Here is a 22,170-nt window from a genome sequence, read left to right as displayed (position 1 = left end):
TCTTTTAACCATTCGTATTCTTTTTTGAGTGCAGGGAGCAAGCCTTGTATGTATGCCCTAGATAGTCCTTTGCCAGTATTCTTGTAAGTTTCTTGACATAGATTCAAAGCATAGTTCCAGAACCATCTCGCACAGCCAAAAGACTTTGCAAGCAAGACATCTTGCTCATCTGTGGGATAAATTCTGTACTTGTAAGCTTTATACATTTATCAAGGTTGCAGAATACCGATAAAATTATCATAGCGCACAAAAAGGATATTGATTCGCTCTCGCTCAATTTATTGTCGGGCTGCGTTTTCATCCCGACGCTCACCTTCGGTAGAGCGCAAGACTTCCCATTCGCATTAGTTAAATCTTAACCTAACGCGGTAATTCTGTGGGAGGCGATCGTCCGAACAACGTCCGAAGCAAGCAGTCCCAGGAAACAAGGAAAAATTCTCCTCCTCCGACACTCAAAAACTGCGCCACTGCGCCACTGCGCCACTGCCCCACTCCTCCCCGGAGGCACCATTTGTGTTGCAAGTTGTAACAAATGATTCCCAAAAGTGCCAATTTGTCTCAAATTGGTGAAAGCTCGTGCCCGCGAAAAGGAGTTTTGCGAATATGTCTTTAACAGATACCCAAGTCTACGTAGCGCTCGTAATTGCTTTGATTCCCGGAATCTTGGCTTTCCGGCTGTCAACTGAACTGTACAAATAGTTTCCAGACACCAGTTGCGAACCGCAAAACGCCTGCCTGAACAGTTAAATCTCTCGCATTACAGATACAGACAATTGCTGCCCCAGTGCAGTAGATTGTTTGTGTTCCGCAAGACGAGACTGCAAGGGCAGGCATTTTTATGGGAAAATTCCGTCTTCAGGCGTCACCTTTGTCTCAACAATTTTGGCTGTCAGCACCCTGACAAACAGCGGCGAGTGTGCGTTAAGCTCAGAATTTGCTCTTGTGAACTCTAAAACGTCAGTCTCAGGTATTTGAAAAAAAATTATGCAAGCGATTCAACCCACCGTTACCCCACTGCGTCCTGTAAAAAACTCCCCTCGGGTTACTCCTCGTCGCAGCAGCAGCCGCCAGCGTTCCTACCCTCACCAAACCCTCGCGGCAGAAACAGGCGTCAAGTTGGCAGTCAACATGGTACTTTCAGTCTGTGCCACTTCTGCTTTGCTTCAGCTTTGGCCTCACTACCGGGCGGTGCAAGAAAAATTGCACGAAATCCAAGCTGAAGTCAATCTTACCCAAGGGCGAGTAAATCAGTCGCGATCAAACTTTAACCGCTACTTTGACCCTAGTCTTACTAAAACTGTGATGCAAGAGCAAAGCAACCAAGCAGATCCGCAGCAGCGTCCGGTGATTTTGCAAGAAGCCGAGGTACCCGAAGCTGAGGAATCAACCCCCCAACCTTAAGGGAAGAGGAGTTTTGGGTTTGGATATCACGTCCAGTGTGCATCATTCTTTTATGTCATTGCTTCGCACAGCGAAGAATGACAGATGAATCTGTCGGACGTGATATCACTTTTGACTTAAAGAGTTTTTAGGATCATTGTTGTCTGTTCTTGCGAAGGAAACACAGAGACAGACAAAACCTGTGTATGAGGCCCTGTTGCAAGATCAAAACTTCAAACTCCGGCTTATACTGACTTTGCCAGCACGGTTTTTTCTTTAAGTAGTTGCAGTGCAGCTTGATATTGCAAGTCTGCTGCGGTGCCTATCTGATCGCGGGCGATGGGTTCCAAAGGCACTACGCGATCGGGCGCAATCCCCAGCTTGTTAATATCTTTATGGTTAGGCGTCTCGTACTTAGCAACAGTCACGGCCAACCCGGAACCGTCAGACAAATCAAACAGCGACTGAATTAGTCCTTTGCCAAAAGTCTTTTCTCCTACCAGTTGAGCTCTGCCGTTATCTTGCAGCGCACCCGCCAAAATTTCGCTAGCACTGGCAGTTCCCTTGTTCACCAAAACAATCAGTGGATCGTTAGTTAGGGCTTGTCCAGAGGCTTCAAAACTGCCGAGAATGCCTTGTCTGTTCACCGTGTAGACGATCGTCCCGGAATCGAGCCACAGGCGGGCAATTTCAATCCCTGCTTGCAACAGTCCGCCCGGGTTGTTCCGCAGGTCGAGAATGTAGGCGGCGGCTCCTTGTTTTTCCAAGCGGTCGATCGCGTGAGCGACTTCCTCAGTGGCGTTAGCGCTGAATTGACTTAAGCGAATGTAGCCCACCGGCAAATTTTCCGAGGCCGACTGCAATTCGGCGTAAACCGGATTCAGAGCAATGCGATCGCGCACTAGCTCAATGTCCTCAGCAGCGTCCCTTCCCTCGCGCCCCAAGGTCAAGGTAACGGGAGTGCCGATGCGGCCGCGCATTCGAGTTGCTGCTTCGTCTAGGCTCAATTCTGAGGTAGGAGTGCCGTCAATTTTCAGAATGCGATCGAGGGGTTGGATGCCAGCTTTATCCGCCGGTGAGCCGGCCAAAGGAGCCACCACTGTCAGGGTATTTGTCTGGGGGTCGATCGCAATTTGCAGCCCCACACCCGTCAATTCTCCCGAAGTGTTGACCTGCAAACTGCGGTACTGTTCGGGTTTCAGCAGTCGAGTGAACGGGTCATCGAGATTCGCCAGCATCCCCTGAATCGCCGTGTAAGTCTGCTGTCTATCGTTAAGCGGTTGCTTGACAGCTTTTTGGCGAATCGACCACCAGTTTTGAGAGTTGAAGCTGTCATCCACATAAGAGCGATTGACAATTCGCCAAGCTTCGCTCAATAGCTGCTGTTCTTGAGTTAGGGCCGCCGCAGGCTGCGCCCACCCACCTAGAACTAGGACGACTTGGAGGCAAAGTAAAATAGCAATCTGGAAAACTCGTCTGTGCATGATTTTTCTGTAAAATACCAGTAAGTATTACATTTTATGTATTTTACGTTTGTACGCTTTTAAGCTTTTGTGCATTTAACTCTCCCCAAGGGATTCGGCATTCGTCAAACGTCCGCCGCGAACAAAAAATTAGTTAAATGTAACATTTAATCGCAAAATGAGTGAAGTTTTCTCATAAATATTAAAATTTACGCCCCAGGGACCCGGTGGCCGGCTCGGACTTGGGTCTGTAGCTCTGCTCTTGGCTGTATGCCAGCTTGGGGCGGATGTTAAGCTTGCAGAAAATGGTATTTGAGACTCAGCCAAAGCATCGCTCGCGTGAAATTTGCACAGCAATTATGTTACATTTTTTATCACAGTCTGGAATTTGATCGGGCAACGCCAGCGAGTAGGGACAAGCCACCGCTTAGTTTCCCAGGGCTTGCAGGCGATCGCACAAGAGAATTCCTTTCGTCAGCTCCAAATTTAAAAAATAGCCTCAGGCATTTGCTAGTAAAAGCAAGCTGCTCGGCGCGGGGCGACAAAAAACCTTGTGGCTGCTGCCCTGAACCTCAACCACAGCAATATTCTTTTAGGAATTCTGGCTCCATGTTTTCTAAACAAATCACCGACTCAAAAACCTACCAGTGGTTTGAGGAACGCCTGGAAATTCAGGCGCTCGCCGATGACATCACTACAAAGTATGTACCCCCGCACGTCAATATTTTCTACTGCTTGGGCGGAATTACTTTAGTTTGCTTTCTGATCCAGTTTGCCACCGGCTTCGCCATGACTTTCTATTACCGTCCCACGGTAGCAGAAGCTTTTTCTTCAGTGCAATACCTGATGAATGAAGTCAACTTCGGCTGGCTGATCCGCTCCATCCACCGCTGGTCTGCCAGCATGATGGTACTGATGATGATTTTGCACACCTTCCGGGTTTACCTGACCGGCGGCTTCAAAAAGCCCCGCGAGTTAACCTGGGTGACAGGAGTAATCTTGGCAGTCATCACTGTTTCTTTCGGCGTGACCGGCTATTCGCTGCCTTGGGATCAAATCGGTTACTGGGCCGTTAAAATCGTTTCGGGCGTCCCCGAAGCCATCCCGTTTGTCGGCTCTTTGATGGTTGAACTGCTGCGCGGCGGTGTCAGCGTCGGTCAAGGCACTTTGACTCGCTACTACAGCTTGCACACTTTTGTGTTGCCTTGGCTGATTGTAGTCTTCATGCTGGCTCACTTCTTGATGATTCGCAAGCAAGGTATCTCTGGCCCGTTGTAAGTTTTGAGTTGTGGGGGCGGTATTTTTTTTGCCCCCCGCTGCATTTTGAGTTGAAAATTCAGAATTCATCGCTCATGATATTTATTTACGGCTAATACTTCCTGCGATCGCACCGCTGATTCAGACTAACGAATACAGCGGAATGGCAGCCCCGGGTAAAACTAAAAGGAGAACACTCTTACTATGTCTATTCTCAAAAAACCTGATTTGAGCGATCCCGCGCTCCGCGCTAAGCTCGCTAAGGGCATGGGTCATAATTATTACGGCGAACCAGCTTGGCCTAATGACTTGCTCTACGTTTTCCCTATAGTCATCATGGGAACGATTTCTCTGTGCGTGGGTTTGGCTGTACTCGACCCGGCTTTGGTTGGGGAACCTGCTAATCCTTTTGCTACTCCGCTGGAAATTCTGCCGGAATGGTATTTGTGGCCTGTGTTCCAACTTTTGCGCGTTTTGCCTAACAAATTGTTGGGTATTGCTTGCATGGCTGGTGTTCCCGTTGGCTTGATTTTGATTCCGTTCATTGAGAGCGTTAACAAGTTTCAAAATCCGTTCCGCCGCCCTGTTGCTACTACTGTTTTCCTGTTGGGAACTGCGGTAACTCTGTGGTTGGGTATTGGTGCTATTTTCCCGATCGACAAATCTTTCACACTGGGTCTTTTCTAAGATTTAAGTTTGCTTGATTTTGACGCCTGCGGGTTTCCTGTAAAGTGCTTTGGTACTGGTGGGAAACTTTAGCGGGCGTCATTTTATTTTAGATTGAAGAATTGAAGAATTGAAGAATTGGAGATTGGGGATTTCATTTCATTTTATTTTAGATTTTAGATTTTAGGTTGAAGAATTGGGTATTGCATTTTATTTTAGATTTTAGATTTTAGATTGAAGAATTGGGTATTGGGAATTTCAATTGATTGAAGAATTGAAGAATTGGGAATTTGGGATTTTTAGCTCTATTATTTAATAATAATCCGTAATTAATAATCTGATTTTCATCAATTAAATTCAGAAGCCTAAAATATTATATCTAAATATAAACACAAACAAAACCCTAATATTTTGTCGGGGCGAGTTCCTGTAAATATCTATGGTTAGGTGCGGCTCCAGAGATTGGCGCTCATACTTTAGATGCAGAAAGTAGATCTACTTACCAGCAATCGTTAAAAATTCCACTCAATCTCCGGGACAAGGCTAGACTTGGGCGCAGACATATTCAGTAAAACTATATCTATATTGCCACTGGGTTTACAAATAAAGATGGCTATAGTTATACTTACTGATTTTAGCATTTAAGTGGGATTCAATACCCGCTCAATTGCCGCTCAATACCCTCTTGCTGCTAACTGCAAAGCGCGTTATGGCGAAGGATTCTCGGAGGAATTATGATGGACCTAAATTTAGATACTATTTTCTCATCGCTGATGAACCCGGCACTGAATGAGTTTCAGGCTTGGGCTTTGCAAAACCCGGAAGAAAGTCTCAGCAAAACGATGCTACCGCCGATCGCCCTGATTGAGGGTTTGATTGCCAACGAACCCACCTATTTGCCGATAAAACGGCTGGCTTTCGGAGCGAACTTTTGCTGCGCGGGGCAAGTCGTGATGGGAGAGTTTGACACCCTAGAAAAAGCACTCACATCGCCCCAGGCGCGCGGATGGCGGCTTGGTACTTCTGTACTCGATCCCGATAGCGCGCCCAACCAAGATGTAGGCGGCAGAAACCTTTTCCTGCTGTCTTTGTCCGATCGCGAAACTGACAGTAACAGCAACCACGCAGCATTCCGAAGCTGTATGCAGAAATATCTGTTCAACAGTGCCACAACGGATCGCCAGGGAGACGAAATCGCCCGACGGTTGCTCGATCGGCTAGCCGCAGATTATGCCGAGATGTCGCACGGTGCGGGGGGAGCGTTTTTTACCGATGTCAAGCGCGGTTGGATGGGATTTTTAGTCCGATATCTGCACTACGTCATCTTTGGGATTAATCCAGACGATTCAGAGTCGATCGAACTTCTCACCGAATTGCATTACACCCGCCAAAGCCCGCTGCACTACTTCGCCGTCATCGGCAACCTGCTGCAAAGCCTGAACCTGTTTGGACACGGGGATTTGTCCACTCTAATCGAGCGTGCAGCGACTATCTATGAAAATTCCCCAGCTTTAGCCGACTTTGAGGAGAGCTCGGAAAACAATGGCATGACTAAGCGGGAATTGGCAAAGCTGATGACATCAATTATGGGCATAGCGGGACTGCAAGGCCCCCTGCACCTAGGCTACACGGCTATGGGGTACCGCCCTCTCCCCGCCTATAAAGGACAGCAGACGGCCGAAATTAACCCGACAGATTTTTGGGATCAACTCGATTTGGATGATCGCCAGTCGATCGAGCTGTTCCTCTTGGAATGCGCCCGCCTCTGGGCCCCCGTCAGCGCCACCCACCGAGTCGCGACAGAGCCTTTCACCGCAACGGTAGCGGGCAAAGAACGCACCTTCCCCGTAGGAACCAAGGTACTGATACCGCTCAGTTTGGGGATGCTAGACGAGAGTTTCTGGGGCTCGACGGTATACGAATTCAACCCTAAGCGCGAGAATCTGTGTCCTTTTCATATGGGATTTCATTCCGTGGGCGATCGGAGTGCGGGACGGATTTGCCCCGGTAAAGACATCGCACTCAAGATGCTCGTGGATGTCGTCAGTACGGTAGGCAAAGTGCGGCGAGCCTCTGAGCCTAATTTGCAGGGGTAATCAATCCAAAAGCTCGATCGGACAGTGGTTGAAACTGGGATATTACACCATTCTCAAGAACAGGCTTTCCGGCCTGTTCCACAAGATATCAAGTTTCTTGTGGGGTGTCCCGCCCGCCCTTGAAAAACTTATTGGCACTGGTGCAAGATGTGAGTTGAAACCGCACGCCACATAAACTATTGAGCGATAAACTCAGAAATCAAGGGGGTATCTAATAGGGAACCAAAACACAACTAATTTGAGGATAAATAATACCATGTTAATCGAACACAAGCAACTAAAAGACATCGCGAATTGGATGAAAGTAGAACATCCAGCGGAGTTACCTGAAGTGCTGCAAGGTATCTTTTTTATGGACGGGAATGTTTTACCAGACGATTGTTTGACGATGTACAGTTCAGACTGGAATGCTGACGAACGGACGTTATTGCTGCGAGTTTTTGACCCTGTTATCTGGACATTTCATTCATCAATGGCGGGACGGATGTTAATTTATTTAGTCAAATTTTCTCGCTTTAGCTACTTGTTCCGATTCTCGGATGCAACTTTGCAGCACGGACACATTACGCCGATAGTGTTTGGATTATCTGTACCGCAGTGGCTGGTAGATTTTTTGATTGATCGAGATCCGAGCACTCCGAATGGAGATATCTGGCATCGCACCAACTCGTTTTTCGGCAGACCTGCTGAGAGTGGATATACACTTCGCAGGATTGTAGACAAAGATGGCAATTACACCTCAGCTTTTCCAGATATGCTGTCTAAAGTGGAGAGTGATTGTTTAATCATTGCCCAAGAGTGAAAATATTTATGAAAACTACAAAACCCGCTTGGTTAGGCGGGTTTTGTCGATCGAAGTGGCGGGAATAGTCGCCTTCATGGCATCATAGAAACTTGTCCCTCACATAATTGAAATAGATGACCGCTCAAAACTCCCCTGTTTCGCCCGTCACTTGGATGGAAGACCGAGTTCTGCTAATTGACCAAAACCGACTGCCGAAAGAATACGGTGTAGTCGAAATTAGCCGCTGCGAAGATATGGCTGAGGCGATTAAAACTATGATAGTCCGAGGTGCTCCGGCGATCGGGGTAGCAGCAGCCTACGGGATGTATTTGGGGGCGCGAGAAATCGAAACGGGCGATCGTACCGAATTTATCGCTAAATTAGAACAAGTTGGCGAGTTATTGCGATCGACTCGTCCCACGGCGGTTAATTTGTTTTGGGCAATATCGCGAATGCTCAAAACTGCCGAGAGAACTAGCGGTTCTGTCGAACAAGTGCAAAAAACTTTGTTAGAAATGGCTAAAACCATTCAAGCAGAAGATTTGCAAACTTGTAAAGATATCGGTGACAAAGGTTTAGAAGTTCTGCCAGCTACACCCGAAAAACTAAACTTACTAACTCACTGCAATGCAGGTGCATTAGCAACAGCCGGCTACGGTACTGCTTTAGGTGTATTTCGTTCTGCTTGGCGAGAAGGAAGACTCGGAAGAGTTTTTGCTGATGAAACTCGGCCCCGTCTCCAAGGTGCAAAACTCACCACTTGGGAATGCGTGCAAGAAGGAATTCCCGTGACATTAATAGCCGACAATATGGCCGCTCACTGCATGAAACTCGGCATGATTCACGCGGTAGTTGTCGGTGCAGATAGAATCGCTGCTAACGGCGATGCTGCCAATAAAATTGGCACTTACAGTTTAGCAATTGTTGCCAAAGCTCACAACGTTCCCTTCTTTGTCGCCGCGCCTCTATCTACCATAGATTTTGAACTTTCCGACGGCAGCCAGATCCCCATTGAAGAACGCGATCCAGTTGAAATGTATCAAGTGGGAACTACGCGGATTTGTCCTGTGGGAGTCGAATTTTACAATCCCGCTTTTGACGTAACTCCGGCGGAATTAATATCGGGAATAATCACAGAACACGGCACGGTTGCTCCTTGGGCGTTGAAACAGTTTCAGGCAAAACAATTAGTTTAATTGTATGTTGCTCAACCGCTCATTCCCCCTGTTATCTGTGAAATTAAGCATGATTCCTAGCAGCCGCAACTGGCAGCTCAAAGTTGCACTCGCAGCTCTAACTCTGCCAGTTGTTTTCAGTACGGTCTCGGAAGCTCAAGTGTCACAAACGCTTAAAGCTAAGGAATCACAAGCGAAAAATTTTGTGGGTTCGATGAATAAAGCTCAGCAAGTTTACTATGCTGAAAAGGCAGGCTTTACAAGTTCTGTTTCCAATCTATTGGTTTATCTCGGTCTCCAAGTTAAACCTAACTCAGCCAATTACAGCTACTCGATCGGCATGGTGAAAAAAGGTGCTGTATTTAACTACGGAGTATCGAAGCAAGCTAATCTCAAAAGTTTTGTGGGAGGAGTCTTTTTGGTGGGAAACAAGACCCAAACAATCTTGTGTATAAATGCTGCTCCTGGCAAGACTAAACCACCTAATCCAACTAATACCAAAGGGGTTTTAGAATGCGCTGCGGGTACAGCAAAACTTGCTCAATAAATTATGTCTAATTTACTGGGTAATTTAGCAAATAACTGGATAGTAAATGCAGATTTAGGTAAGGAATTGCTGGAGCAAGAAGCTACTTTACTAGATGCTCGCGCACCCATTTTAAAGTGGTTTTGCCGTCTCCCACCAGCTATTCCCGTAACTTGGCAGGAATTTTCGCGTTCCGACTTTCCCCACAAAGGAAAAATTATCGAAACTAACACAGTTTTAACTCAAAAACTGCAAGCAATTGGCATTTATCAAGACAAACCTGTCATAGTCGTTGCCGATTCGGTGAAAGGGTGGGGCGAAGACGGACGGATTGTTTGGATGCTGCGGACTTTGGGACACGAAAAAGCCGTTTTTGTCGATGGAGGATATAGGGCTTTAATCAAAGCTGGAATTAATCGAGTAAAAGCTGCAAACAATCCACCGCAAACAGGAGATTTTGTAATATCTCGCCGCTCGAATTGGGAAATTCAGCGGGATGAATTGAAAGCTATTTTAGGAGATGAGAATTTAGTAGTTATTGACGCCAGAGAGCCGCGAGAATATGCAGGTAAAACGCCTTACGGAGAAAAGCGGGGCGGCCACATTCCCGGTGCGGTTCACCTCTATTACAAACAGTTGATGGACAAACAGGGACAACTGCTGGATCGCGGGGAAATTGTCGCTATTTTGCAGCAAAAAGGAGTTTCGCAGTCAACTCAAATTGTGAGTTATTGCTCCGGGGGAATTCGCTCTGCCTGGTTGACTTGTGTCTTGACAAATGTGGGATTTAATGCTAAGAATTATGCAGGTTCAATGTGGGAATGGTCGGCGTCGCCTGCAGATAGTTATCCCCTTTCAATAAGCCTTTCAGGGGCCGGCTAGAAGCCCAACCCCTACTTCCCACAATAAAATTAACTCTTTGTGGAACAGGCCGAAAAGCCTGTTCTTCTTCAAGAAGTCGGGAATCTAAAACAAGAGCGTTTCAGGTTGAGAATCTCAACCCACTTGTTCGATATACTGAGCGAGATCGTCGCGCAGGCGGCTGAGTTCGGCTTCGGTGGTCACGCGCACACGATCGTCCCGAACCGTAATCAGCACTTTTGCAGCAAAAGGAGTTGGCCAGATATTCGGGTTGCAGAAAACCTCCAAAAAGACATCTCCTGCATACCGATATTCCATCGGTTTTTGGGGAGAAGCTTTAGCGCCAGAGGTTTTGGCTGCTACAGCTTTCAAGCTTTCCATCAAAGCTGCAATTTCGCTTTGCAAATCCCGCGCGGCTTGCGGGGAAAAGCTAAAGGAGACAGAACCTTCGACTAAATTAAGTGTCAGCGGAGAAAGAGACATGGGCAATGAAATTTAACATACTATTGTTAATGATAAAAAATATAGTAACCCAAAAGAAGTACATTCCAGCTCAATTGCACTGCGAAACTGGTATTAATTAAAATTTGTCTCAAGAAGCTCGGCTAAATTAATGAATATCAATCTAGTCGCAAGCTAGATTCCGCAAGAGTTTTAACCTTTTATGACTTGATAAGCTTTAAACTAGAAACCAGAAAACTTAACGGCAGATAGAGGAGATTTTATGGTTGCCGATAACCGTTCCGAAGTCCGCAAGGTTTTAATAATTACCTTATTGCTCAATTTGCTGGTGATGGCAATTAAAGCAGTCGTGGGATGGCTGACTGGTTCCCTCAGTTTGCTGGCAGATGCTTTGCACAGCGTCACGGACAGCGCTAATAATATTTTAGGATTGGTAACTAATCATTATGCCAATCCGCAGCCCGATCGCGATCATCCCTACGGACACCAAAAATTTGATGCTCTCGGAGCTCTGGGAATTGCTGCTTTTCTGGGAATTGCCTGTTTTGAAATTATCAGCGGTGCTGTCGAAAGGTTGCTCAAAGGTGGCACAGTTGTCAAAATATCCCCAAATGAACTGTGGATTTTGCTGATTGTACTGGGGATTAATATTTTTGTCACTTTTTACGAGCGCAGAGTTGGCCAACGTCTCGGTAGCGCGATTTTAGTGGCTGATGCTCAGCACACGATGAGCGATGTTTGGGTGACAATTATGGTCATCGGCGGGTTGATTGGTGTTTGGCAAGGGCAGGTTTGGAATATACCTCAACTGCAATTCCTGGATGTGTTTTTGTCTTTTCCTGTGGCTGTTTTGGTATTTAGCAGCGGTTGGAAAGTTTTAAGGGAAAATCTGCCTTGGTTGGTGGATGAAATGGCGATCGCACCGGAAGTTATTCACGCGATCGCGATCGATGTACCGGGGGTTGTCAACTGTCACTCGATCGCCTCACGTGGCGTTGTAGGGCGTCAAGTATTTATTGAGATGCACATGATTGTCGATGCTGTCGATGTAGAAACAGCTCACCGGATTACAGAAGAAGTAGAAGCCCGTTTGGAAGAACGTTTCAGCCCTGTACGCATCTTAATTCACGTTGAGCCGCCGGCTTACCATTCCGACCAAATTAGCTACGATTCTGAAAAATGAAGGCACAACCAGTTATTTTGACACGGATACACGGATTAATTGAAGAATCGGGAAAGTATTTTTACTTACCGCAATTCCTCCAATTTTTTAAATCCTATCAATCGGGTTAGAGCGATCGCACTTAATTTAGTTGCTGTTTTCCACAGGAAAAGGAGGGTTTTCCACAGAAATCGGCAAGTTTTCCACAATAGATCGATCGGCTGTCGTCGATTTCTGTCTTTCTATTTGTATAAATTCCAAGTATTTTGAATTTCTGTAGCCATTTCCCCCCGCAAATGCCAAAGTAGCAAAATCTCGACTTTTGAACCGAGAGCTCGCAGCCATCTCAACGGGTAGTGCGGATGGAATTTTTACTTTATTTTATCTGGTGCTAGCCTATCTACTCTCGATCGTAGCGGAAATTCTCCTACTCGGTTTTAGCCGACGATTCTCTTAATTCAGAGAAAGATGAAGAAATGTTTCGATCGAGTTGGATTTGGGGGAGTGAGTGCGATCGGGCCTGAGTTGGTGAAAAAGCGATCGTCTTCTGCCAAAATCAAAATTCAAGCCTCCAAAATCGATCGATTCAGCCATTTCAAAACTGCATCGATGAGATTGGGATGGTCAGGAGAAATGCGTTTTACATTGTCGCATGGTAGATCCGTGATGATTGCGATCGTGCCTCCAAAAGCACTCAGTGCAGTTAGAAAAGGTTCGCTGAATTCGCGATCGATTTTAGAGTTGTAGAACACCAACGCAACTCGTTTTTCTAGGTTTCTCAAATTCAGTCGCCAATAGGCTTTGAGCAGTGGCATAGTTGTGGGGGTTCCTTCTTGTCGTTCTGGACAACCTTGCTCTACCATTTGAATGTAGATATCAGTGGCAGGATTATCTAGAGGGTTAAATTCGCTACCATCAATACAAATCAGTTGTACTGCTCGACCGAGTTCTTCATTATGGGAAACCGCAGACTGAAGAACTGAAGATTGCTCAACTTTGTTGAGGAGGAGTTGAGGAGTAGAAGAGTTAGCAATAGAGATGCTTTCAAATGCCTCTAAGTCAGTACAGGATTGTTGAACACAACAAGCGTCATAAAATTCCGTATAACTCAAGTGATTAGCACAATGCCACAGCACTGAATAAGCAATTATATATAAATAAGGGTCTGACTTAGCAACTGCATCTTCTACATAATCCTTTAGACCAAAAACTAACCTTTTTAGTTGTGATTTGTGAGTAATTTCTTTTAATCCTGTGGCAACAGAACATTGAATTCCAGGGTCTTTTAAATTGACAATTAAGTTTACTAATTTTTCAACAATCGATTGTTTTAATAATGTTTCAATTTTGAGTAATATTTCAATACACGTATAGCACAATATGCTATCTTTATTAGTTTGGATAATTTCAATTATTTTATCTATGACTTCAAAATTAGTTTGTTTAATTTTGGCGACCGCAATTTCTTCGCAAATAGATAATTTCATAGTAAAAGGATTTTGCGTCAAATTTGTAAGGTTTAGTTTTTCTGGATTGCTAATTAGTGAAATAAATTCAACATATTGTTTTTCTTGTTGCTCCATGAAATAAGCTTCTATATTTTCTGTGTCGTTAGTTGTGGTTGAATTTAAATACTCGGTTGTATTTTTATTCATATATTTTTCTATAACTAAACTTATAAAATCAATGAATATCTTATCTTTGCTACTCTGGTAACCTACGATTTTAAAACGCTCATACATTGTTGTACTTTGAGAAAAAATTTGTATTAAAACATAGTAATAATCGATTTTTACTTCTACCAAACAAATCATTATTTTAATAATTGACGGGTTCTCGAAAATTTTTGGATAGCTCAAGCTTACCATTACTAACATTTGAGCATAAGCTATAGATTCATATCTGTCTTCTTCATTTGCAATTAATATGATTAATTTATTAATAATTTCCCCAATAAAACCTTGTGTTTCCAAATAGTCAAATAAAAATATAATAATCACGGAATCTTGTGAATTATCTAACAAATCAATGATTGCTCTGTTGACTTTTGAAATATCAATATCAAGTCTCTTGATTATACTAACAGCAGCAATAATACATATTTGATTGTCTCGATTTTGATTTATGAAATTAATCAAAGCATCCAATACTTTTTGATTGTTAACTAAAGCGTTATCATTTACGCTTAGTTTGTCTAAATGTGAAATAGCTAGCCCTTGAATCGTAGGATTTTGACTATTTAAAAATGATATTAACTTACCAATAACCACTTTGTCCCAAATCTTAGAATCAATTAAAATATTAATAAGTGAAATATTTTGTAATTCGTATTGCTCATCTTCGTTCAATAAAGCATTCACTAAAAAATCAACGGCAACTTGCTTAAAATTATCATTTTTTAAAGCTATTGTTGCTACTTTTATGGCACGTCCCTCATTATCATCTTTTAATAATTTAGGGATTAATACTTTTAAGCATTCATACTGCGGGTTGATTTTAAATAAAACTTCCCAAAGCTTAGATAGTTCGTATATTTCTAAATCAGTATTATTAATGACTTCATTTATAATATCACAAACTTCTTTGGGAGCGTAATATTTTAACGATTCTATGATGAATTCCTCATAACCAGGAAACATTAATTTGTATTGTTGTATTTGTGGATTATCATCCACGCAAACCAAATACACCCATTCACTAATAAAATGTATGTCGCCAGATTGACACGAGTAAACTATATTTAATGGTAGAAGCTTAAGCCGATACAGATTTTTCCATTTGTCTTCCTTAAGATTCGTTATTGTGTCGATAAATTCTTTCTTTAGCACTGTTGAAATCCGGGAGCTTTCTAACCATAATATAGCTACTTCTAGCCATTGATTTTCAAAGATTCGATAGCGCTCCATGAAAAATTGATAATTATCAATTACTAAAGATGCAAAATATTCCTGGAATGTAGGATGAAAGAATGCGTAAACAGGTTCATCTGTTGCAGCTTCTCGATCTACCAAATTCAGCCAACCGAGATCCCAGGCTAATTTAAAAAGCCTATCGCCCATTTGTTTTTCAATTAAACTCAGCGGCAACCGAAATCTAGCATCGCTATCCAATCCTGCTATAGACAAACGACCGAGGGCTTGATGTAATTCTTCTCGCAAACCTGGTTGAGTCGCCCCATCAATAACCGTTTGGGATGGTTTCCACTCATAGAAATAGCGGACAAAGTGTTGATATAGTTCGGCTTTTGTTTCTGGTAATTCGACTTGCTTATTTTTTTCGCTGAATATTTGACACAGTAGAGATAAGCGAAGCGGATTTTTTACGAGTTGGCGGATGCGTTCTTTTTGCGGTTCTTGCAGCTTTTTTTGTAACTCCTGTCCCCGTTGAATATTTTTTGCTTCAGCAAACCACTGCTGAATAAAATCATCTACTTGCTCTTGTTTAAACTCCTGAGTTTTGTAAGTATCAAAGCCTGTGAGGGGATTGTTGAGACGGGCATCCCAAACATTGGTTCGACAGGTCAAAACAACTCGCACATTACCCAACCAATCAGTAAGCTGGTTTCGGATTTCCTCTAACGACAAACAACTGTTCGCCCCTACAGCCATTTCATCAACACCATCGAGTAACAGCCACACCCCACCGTGACGCAAGCGTTTTTGTAGAGATGTTTTGTGAGACTTCTCTACATCAATATCAGGATAAACCAGAGCCATAGCTTCCGGCAACCATTCCTGAAGGATATAGTCTTTCAGTGTCTTTCCTTGCAAACTTGCCAGCGCAATGCAAATCGGCAAATCTTGATTATTTTCCTGAATGTGAGTGGCGATTTTATCTAACAGCGTTGTCTTTCCTGCTCCTGGTTCGCCGACAATAGCAATATGTTTATTTTTTCCAGTAGGGTTTTGTTCAATAACGTCAGTCATGAATTCATCATGTTCGTAAATTCGGGTAACGACTTCCGGTTCTAATTGATGCAACAGTTCCATAGGCACATTACCACTGCGACGCTGCTGCTGTTTCCGTTCGATTAATCCTAGCGGTACAAAAACATTGATTTCAAATCCCTGTTCAGTTGCCTTACGCCTAATTCGCTGTTCTTTTTGCTGTTCCTTTAACATTTGTTGGCAAACTCGCTGCCAATCAATGTCAATGTTTGGCTGTGGCTCTAGCTTGGAATTCTGCAATTTGGAGTCATGTTCGGCAATAAAGTTTATGGGTTCAAATTCTAATGCTTTAAGAATTGAGATGACAGTACCGCGATCGGGTGGCGTACCTTCAAGAAAGCGTTTAACCGTACTAAGATGCACATACGCCTGCCTTGCAAGGTCTTCTTGAGACCAACCTCGTTTATCTGGATTTAGTGGCTTTTCCAATTCAGCCATCCGTTGACGAACTTTATCCAAACCTGCGCCATCAATCCGAACACTGCGAGATGCCATAGTTTGGCTCATTCCTAACAACTAGAGTGGATGAAATTGGGAATTTTGCATCAGTTGCATAGCCCGCCAGGGGTTTAAACCCCTGGCTCATAGCGAAAGTCCTCTGCAAGAGGACTAAATGCCGACCCAAAAAAGCGCTCTTCAGTCCACTTAAGTGGACAGTAGCTCTTAGCCGTGGACTTGATTCCACGGCGGGACAACAGCACAGGCGCAAAATCTCTATCAAAACTATCCCTAGCATAGTCAGCATCAAGTTTCTTGACCAGTTCAGATCAGTTCACTTTTTTCTGAACCGTTTTGCTCTGGAGAAATTCAGTTGACCCCAATAGGCTTGAATCATTAACACTCAAAGGTTCAGCTTATGACAGCCTTTCAACTCAGCCTTTTCCCAGACGAGCCACCTACTCCCATCGACTCCCTTAACAAAAAGAGAAGGGTAAAACTCCCATCCCAACCAACTGTAATTGGGCAATCCTGCACAACCCATAGAGCGGCACAACTGTTGGAGGTATCCACCACAACTCTCTACCGCACTCGGAAAGAAGGCAAACCTTACCAGAAGGGCGCTTGGACTGCCACCGCTATTGGTGCAAACGCTTGGACAGTTCTCTACAACCCCCTTAATTCCCACTAACCCTAATCGGAAATAAAACTAATGCTATACGCCTTTGACTGTGACAATTCTTTGTCTTCATTTCCCCAATTCCAAAGCGGAGAAATTATCAACGAGTTAGAAACGATCGCTATCGATATTCTAGAGACGATTTTAGGCGATGGCTTCCGTTACTGTCCCCAAGTTCCCCTAGAAATCATCTGTTCTCGTCCAGAAACTTTCACCCGTCTTCCCATTGAACTTTGGAAATTTTGGGTGAGTTCCAGAGTCGATATCGCCTTGATGGAAAGCGGTTGTTGTGCTAGCCGCAAAGCCAAACTGGTGATAGAATGTCAATCTCATTGGCACGATCGCCCAGAGGTGCAGGAGCGCGATCGCAAAAAAGCCCGACTCCTTGCATCTGTTGGCGTTCCCTTAGTATACCTGCGACCAATCGATCGAGATCGACGCTTCTATCGTTTCTACACTCCCAATGGACAAAAAGAAGTCTTCTACAACTCAATTACCCAACAAGGACGGACAGAACTGGAAGCATTTTTTCAACACTATTCAACAGAGTTGACAGTTGACAGTTGACTCTTAGACTATAAATTTTCTTTGTAAGTCCTGTAATTAACACAGGACTTACAGACGGCTATCTATCTTTAGCCCTGGGCGCATTAATACCTTTATAACCGGGTTATTTACCCTTATTAAAGGCTAATTATGCAGTTCTTTTGTCCATCAAACCCGGTTTCTGGAAACCCGTGCGTCCAGGAGTATATCTTCCTTTACAAAGGTGGCTTGATTCCGGTTTGTGGTATATTTTCTGGGCGCGGGGATTTTGTAGGACAATGTTCGATATGAAACGTTTAAAATTAAAATCAATGCTGGCGGCGGCGATCGCGATCGCCCTTTGTTTAATTGCGATCGCCAGCTACGCCCAAGCCAACAAGACTTTAACACTGGCGACTTCCCCAGACTACTCGCCCTATGAATTTAAAGATACGGCTGTTAGCGGCAACGAAATCATCGGTTTTGACATCGATATTGCCAAATATATTACTAAAAAATTAGGCTACGAACTGAAAGTAGTTGGCATGGATTTTAACGGCTTAATTCCCGCTCTGCAGGCGGGAAGAGCCGATTTTGTGATGGCTGGAATGACTCCCACAGCAGAAAGGAAAAAAAATGTTGATTTTTCTGACCTTTACTACGAAGCTCAAAATACAATTGTCGCCAATAAAGGCAGCAATTTGACCAAAGCTGAAGATTTAGCCGGGAAAAAAGTAGGCGTTCAACTCGGAAGCATTCAGCAGGAAGCTGTGAAAAAAATGCCCGGTGTGCAACTGGCTGCTCTCAATAGGATTCCTGACATCATTCAAGAAATTAAATCGAACCGCATCGCCGCAGGAGTGATCGAGGATACTGTTGCTACGGGTTATGCAGCAGCGAACCCAGACTTGGAATTTAACACAATTCCGAATACTGAAGAAAGCGGTTCGGCGATCGCCTTTAGCAAAGGTTCGAGATTAGTTCCAGAATTCAACCGAATCCTCCAACAAATGAAAGCCAGCGGTCAAATTAAGGAACTAGCTACTAAATGGTTTTCTCGACCAATTTCGCAAGAACCTGCTCAAGCAAATCAGCCTGCGGTAGCGCCCAGGTTCGGGTTAGATTTTGGCAAAATCGTGCCGAGTTTGCCTTATATTTTGTCCGGGCTTGGGGTAACGCTAACTTTTACCTTGCTGTCGGCATTTCTCGGATTTATCTGGGGAATTGTGCTGTCTCTGTTTAAGATTTCTAGCATTAAACCGCTGTTCTGGTTTGCCACTGCTTATACCTCAATTTTTCGCGGAACGCCGCTAATTTTGCAGTTGACGTTAGTTTATTTTGCAACGCCGCAGCTTACGGGCTATAATATATCGGCGCTGCAAGCTGGCGTGATTACTTTTTTCTTGAATTCTGGGGCTTATATTTCCGAAACAATCCGCGCGGGAATTCAAGCCGTAGATAAAGGTCAAAAAGAAGCCGCAGAATCCCTTGGCGTTCCCTACAAACTGATGATGGGCGATATTATCTTGCCGCAAGCCTTGAAAAACATCTTGCCTGCATTGGTGAATGAAAGTATTGCTTTGCTGAAGGATTCAGCTTTAGTTTCAGTAATTGGCGTAGAAGACTTGCTGCGCCGCGCTACAATTGTGGGAGCAGAAAAGTATATTTACTTTGAACCTTTGATATTTGTCGGCGCAATTTATTATTTGATGGTGCTTAGTTTAACTTGGGGGGCCAATGTACTCGAACGTAGACTCCAAAGTAGCAGTTAAGGTCGATCGCCTGTATAAATCTTTTGGCAATCTGAAGGTTTTGCGCGAGATAACTACTGAGATTAATAAAGGAGAAGTGATTGCCATTATCGGCCCTTCGGGGTGCGGCAAGTCTACTTTTTTGCGGTGTTTAAATTTACTGGAAATTCCCACTTCGGGACACATATACATTGACGGGGTGGATATTACTCTGCCGAAGGTAGATATTCTGAAAATCCGCCAGAAAGTGGGGATGGTTTTTCAGCATTTCCACTTGTTCCCGCACATGACTGTGCTGCAAAATGTGATGTATGCGCCTGTAAAGGTGAAGCAGGTTGCTAAGGATGAGGCGCGTCTGAAGGGGTTAGAATTGCTGGAAAAAGTGGGTTTGTCAGATAAGGCCGAGGTTTATCCTTCTAAGCTTTCGGGGGGACAAAAACAGCGGGTGGCGATCGCCCGCTGTTTGGCTATGGAACCGGAAATTTTGTTGATGGACGAACCGACTTCTGCACTCGATCCAGAAATGGTTAAAGAAGTGTTAGATGTAATGAAAGCTTTGACTAAAACCGGAATTACAATGGCAATTGTAACTCACGAAATGGGTTTTGCGCGGGAAGTCGCCCACCGGATATTGTTTCTCGATGGCGGAAAGGTGGCGGAAGATGTGCCGCCGCAGGAGTTTTTTAGTAACCCGAAGTGCGATCGCGCCAAGCAATTTCTGGAAAAAATGCTTTAATTCAAATTAACCTATTTTCGGCACAAAAAGTTGAGTTCCGGGACACCGTTTGTTGCGTGGTGCGTCAGCTTTTAGATAGTTAGTTTGTGACGCAAATAATGCGAGCTGACGCACCCTACTTCATTGTTACTTTATTTTTTTCCCTTTCAGTATATTCACACAAATAATACTTAGATTTAAAAACAAAGTCTCTTCAAACAAGCTTTTTGTCCGTAAAGTTACTGATTTTAATCCAAACAATATTAAGTTTAATTCAAGCAAATGAAAAAGGAGTAAGCACTGCCATACAATATTTAAATGCGATCGTCCCAAGCGCATAATTTCCCAATTTCCACCTAGCTAAAGGTAGATCATGCCCCACAAAATTTCCACAACTCCGAAAGCGATCGCTGAAACTCCGAAAGCGATCGCATTTATCGATACTGCTGTCCCTGATTGGAAGACTCTAGTTGATGGCGTTACCCCTGGAACAGAAGTAATCCTGCTGGATTCTAATCACAACGGGGTAGAACAAATTGCTCAAAAACTGCGGGGCGGTAACTTCTGTGCAGTTCACATTGTATCCCACGGCGCTGTCGGTTCTCTGCAACTGGGCAATACGATGTTGACTTTGGATACATTGAGCGATCGCGCTCTCACCCCAACCAGTATCATAAATGAAGAAAACCGGGGTGTAGTGTCTTCCCCCCAAAATTGCGACTTTGTGCTGTGGGTAAAGGAATGGGCAAAGGGGCTGGTAAGTGATGCTGAGATTCTTCTGTATGGCTGCAACGTAGCAAAGGGAGATTTGGGTGCTGCTTTCGCGGAGCGGTTGAGTCAGCTAACAGGGGCTAAGGTGGCAGCTTCTACAAGTCTGACGGGTAGTGCTGAGAAAGGCGGCGACTGGGAATTGGGGTATACAACTGGGGCGATCGAGGCATCTTTGGCGTTTGGGCCACAGGTGCAAGAGGCTTACCAAGGAATTTTGGCGATTAAAGTCACTTACGATACACTATTTCCTCCAGAAGCGAAAAATGCGTTTGATTACGCAGTTAATATCTGGAATCGGCTACTTGACACATCAAAAGCAGACGTAGAAGTTAAGGCTACTTGGTCATCATCCTTGGGTTCATCAGGACCTCTTGGTAACACCTCTTTGACGGATGCTCAAAACTTTACTGGTGCCCCGTTACCAAATATCAGATATTTGTTTTCGCTGGCAAATCAGTTAGCTAGCACGGACGTTAATGGTGCGGCAAATCCAGACGTTGAAGTGCAGATGAATAGCTTAACCGACTGGTATTTTGGTACTGATGCTAAACCAGTATCTACACAGTTCGATTTTTCTTCAGTTGCCTTGCACGAACTCGGTCACGCACTGGGGTTTACTGCAGCTTCTTTTTTGGATACTTCCAACCAAGGAAGGTACCTAAACGGTACTCCCAACATCATCGATACTTTCCGGGAGAATCTTGCTGGTGAGCGCCTTTACCCTACTTATCCATCCCCTTCTATTGCGTTAGGCGATCAATTAACTAGCGGCAATGGTTTCTTTGGGGGTGCAAATGCGATCGCAGCCAATGGCGGCAACCGCCCCCGACTTACCGGCTCCCCTACCAATTTTGATTTTGGTCATTTAGAAGAATCTATTTATCCATTCGGGAACCCCAATAACTTGATGGTAACTGGAAGAGGTCCAGGAGAAGCCGTCCATACTCCCGGTCCAATTATCCTTGGGATATTTCAAGATTTGGGTTGGAAATTGAACGCTGAGTTAGGGGTGAATGTGACTGTAGACAATGCCACACCGAAAGAAGGAGATACCGTCACCTATACCGTCACCGCTAAAAACTCTCCCCTTCACACTTTCAATAGTGTTTCTTTGGGTGGCAATGCTAGTAATGTCAAGCTAACGAGCTTGTTGCCAACAGACCTCACCCTCACAGGAAATACCCCCAGCCAAGGCACTTACGACCCTACTACTGGTATCTGGAACTTAACCAACTTACCTGTTAATGCCACTGCGACTCTTAGCCTCAAAGCCACAGTAAATTCTGGTAGTACCGGAAAAACTATCTCTAACAACGTCGCGGTTAGTTCGGACAACAATGACCCTGATGCCACCAACAATACCAGCAAGGTTGACATCAGTGTAGGATCACCAACTCCGACTCCAACAACTCCGACTCCAACAACTCCGACTCCCACAACTCCGACTCCCACAACTCCGACTCCCACAACTCCGACTCCCACAACTCCGACTCCCACAACTCCGACTCCCAC

Annotated in this window: 21 protein-coding genes; 15 read left to right on the top strand and 6 right to left on the bottom strand. The window is 44.4% G+C overall.

The features are described from left to right. Together QUA36_RS26900 and QUA36_RS26895 are read right to left on the bottom strand one after the other, a co-directional pair. On the bottom strand, positions 1-206 hold a 206-nt coding region (locus tag QUA36_RS26900), incomplete at its 3' end, for a helix-turn-helix domain-containing protein (protein ID WP_333459680.1). 154 nt (positions 207-360) lie between these two features. Continuing rightward, on the bottom strand, positions 361-552 hold the full coding sequence (locus QUA36_RS26895; RefSeq protein WP_333459679.1) for a hypothetical protein: 192 nt from the start codon (positions 550-552) through the stop codon (positions 361-363). Positions 553-603: 51 nt separating this feature from the next. Here QUA36_RS26895 and psaM point away from each other — a divergent pair, with 51 nt between their 5' ends. Continuing rightward, positions 604-699 (top strand): photosystem I reaction center subunit XII, encoded by a 96-nt coding sequence (psaM, locus tag QUA36_RS26890; RefSeq protein WP_015174804.1) that lies wholly within the window; start codon positions 604-606, stop codon positions 697-699. Between the two features lie 285 nt (positions 700-984). Then, entirely contained in the window at positions 985-1,401 is a 417-nt protein-coding gene (locus QUA36_RS26885; RefSeq protein ID WP_333168272.1) for a slr1601 family putative cell division protein, read from the top strand. Between the two features lie 224 nt (positions 1,402-1,625). On the opposite strand, the gene ctpA is transcribed toward QUA36_RS26885, so the two are convergent. Next, positions 1,626-2,864: a carboxyl-terminal processing protease CtpA gene (gene ctpA / locus QUA36_RS26880; protein ID WP_333168270.1), complete on the bottom strand. Its 1,239-nt coding sequence runs from the start codon at positions 2,862-2,864 to the stop codon at positions 1,626-1,628. Positions 2,865-3,452: 588 nt separating this feature from the next. Between ctpA and petB the strand changes: the two genes are divergently transcribed. The 7 genes from petB (at position 3,453) to QUA36_RS26845 (ending at position 10,229) form a co-directional block, all read left to right on the top strand. Beyond that, positions 3,453-4,121, top strand: coding sequence for a cytochrome b6 (petB, locus tag QUA36_RS26875; protein ID WP_172190423.1), 669 nt, complete (start codon positions 3,453-3,455; stop codon positions 4,119-4,121). 183 nt (positions 4,122-4,304) lie between these two features. Then, complete coding sequence (petD, locus tag QUA36_RS26870) at positions 4,305-4,787, top strand: cytochrome b6-f complex subunit IV (protein ID WP_333087235.1); 483 nt, start codon at positions 4,305-4,307, stop codon at positions 4,785-4,787. A gap of 713 nt (positions 4,788-5,500) precedes the next feature. Further along, entirely contained in the window at positions 5,501-6,862 is a 1,362-nt protein-coding gene (locus tag QUA36_RS26865; RefSeq protein WP_333459678.1) for a cytochrome 450, read from the top strand. Between the two features lie 256 nt (positions 6,863-7,118). Beyond that, complete coding sequence (locus QUA36_RS26860; RefSeq protein WP_333459677.1) at positions 7,119-7,664, top strand: hypothetical protein; 546 nt, start codon at positions 7,119-7,121, stop codon at positions 7,662-7,664. A gap of 116 nt (positions 7,665-7,780) precedes the next feature. After that, positions 7,781-8,842, top strand: coding sequence for an S-methyl-5-thioribose-1-phosphate isomerase (mtnA, locus tag QUA36_RS26855; RefSeq protein WP_333459676.1), 1,062 nt, complete (start codon positions 7,781-7,783; stop codon positions 8,840-8,842). A gap of 49 nt (positions 8,843-8,891) precedes the next feature. Continuing rightward, on the top strand, positions 8,892-9,368 hold the full coding sequence (locus tag QUA36_RS26850; protein WP_333459675.1) for a type IV pilin-like G/H family protein: 477 nt from the start codon (positions 8,892-8,894) through the stop codon (positions 9,366-9,368). A 3-nt stretch (positions 9,369-9,371) separates the two neighbouring features. Next, a complete protein-coding gene (locus QUA36_RS26845; RefSeq protein ID WP_333459674.1) occupies positions 9,372-10,229 on the top strand; it encodes a rhodanese-like domain-containing protein in 858 nt (285 codons plus the stop codon). 114 nt (positions 10,230-10,343) lie between these two features. Here QUA36_RS26845 and QUA36_RS26840 read toward each other — a convergent pair whose 3' ends face one another. Further along, positions 10,344-10,691, bottom strand: coding sequence for a hypothetical protein (locus QUA36_RS26840; RefSeq protein ID WP_333163608.1), 348 nt, complete (start codon positions 10,689-10,691; stop codon positions 10,344-10,346). 241 nt (positions 10,692-10,932) lie between these two features. Here QUA36_RS26840 and QUA36_RS26835 point away from each other — a divergent pair, with 241 nt between their 5' ends. Continuing rightward, the gene (locus QUA36_RS26835; RefSeq protein WP_333163611.1) at positions 10,933-11,853 is read left to right on the top strand and encodes a cation diffusion facilitator family transporter; all 921 of its coding nucleotides are present in this window, start codon (positions 10,933-10,935) and stop codon (positions 11,851-11,853) included. 126 nt (positions 11,854-11,979) lie between these two features. Here the strand turns inward: QUA36_RS26835 and QUA36_RS26830 are convergent, their stop codons facing one another. Both QUA36_RS26830 and QUA36_RS26825 read right to left on the bottom strand, forming a co-directional pair. Then, positions 11,980-12,177 carry a hypothetical protein gene (locus QUA36_RS26830; RefSeq protein WP_333459673.1) on the bottom strand — a complete coding sequence of 66 codons (198 nt, stop codon included), beginning with the start codon at positions 12,175-12,177 and terminating at the stop codon, positions 11,980-11,982. Between the two features lie 218 nt (positions 12,178-12,395). Next, positions 12,396-16,274, bottom strand: a complete 3,879-nt coding sequence (locus QUA36_RS26825) for an NACHT C-terminal alpha/beta 1 domain-containing protein (protein WP_333459672.1) — start codon at positions 16,272-16,274, stop codon at positions 12,396-12,398. 361 nt (positions 16,275-16,635) lie between these two features. On the opposite strand from QUA36_RS26825, the gene QUA36_RS26820 reads away from it, so the two are divergent. The 5 genes from QUA36_RS26820 to QUA36_RS26800 form a co-directional block, all read left to right on the top strand. After that, entirely contained in the window at positions 16,636-16,908 is a 273-nt protein-coding gene (locus QUA36_RS26820) for a hypothetical protein (protein WP_333459671.1), read from the top strand. 21 nt (positions 16,909-16,929) lie between these two features. Then, positions 16,930-17,463 carry a DUF2726 domain-containing protein gene (locus QUA36_RS26815; protein WP_333459670.1) on the top strand — a complete coding sequence of 178 codons (534 nt, stop codon included), beginning with the start codon at positions 16,930-16,932 and terminating at the stop codon, positions 17,461-17,463. A 266-nt stretch (positions 17,464-17,729) separates the two neighbouring features. Then, positions 17,730-19,193 carry an ABC transporter substrate-binding protein/permease gene (locus QUA36_RS26810; RefSeq protein ID WP_333459669.1) on the top strand — a complete coding sequence of 488 codons (1,464 nt, stop codon included), beginning with the start codon at positions 17,730-17,732 and terminating at the stop codon, positions 19,191-19,193. Continuing rightward, the gene (locus QUA36_RS26805) at positions 19,159-19,908 is read left to right on the top strand and encodes an amino acid ABC transporter ATP-binding protein (RefSeq protein ID WP_333459668.1); all 750 of its coding nucleotides are present in this window, start codon (positions 19,159-19,161) and stop codon (positions 19,906-19,908) included. Before QUA36_RS26810 ends, QUA36_RS26805 begins: the two co-directional genes overlap by 35 nt. Before the next feature lie 352 nt (positions 19,909-20,260). Continuing rightward, a partial coding sequence (locus QUA36_RS26800; protein WP_333459667.1) for a DUF4347 domain-containing protein occupies positions 20,261-22,170 on the top strand: 1,910 nt, incomplete at its 3' end.

This window comes from Microcoleus sp. Pol10D4 (genome assembly GCF_036701555.1).
Lineage (GTDB): Bacteria > Cyanobacteriota > Cyanobacteriia > Cyanobacteriales > Microcoleaceae > Microcoleus.
This window is presented reverse-complemented; position numbering and strand designations above follow the sequence as displayed.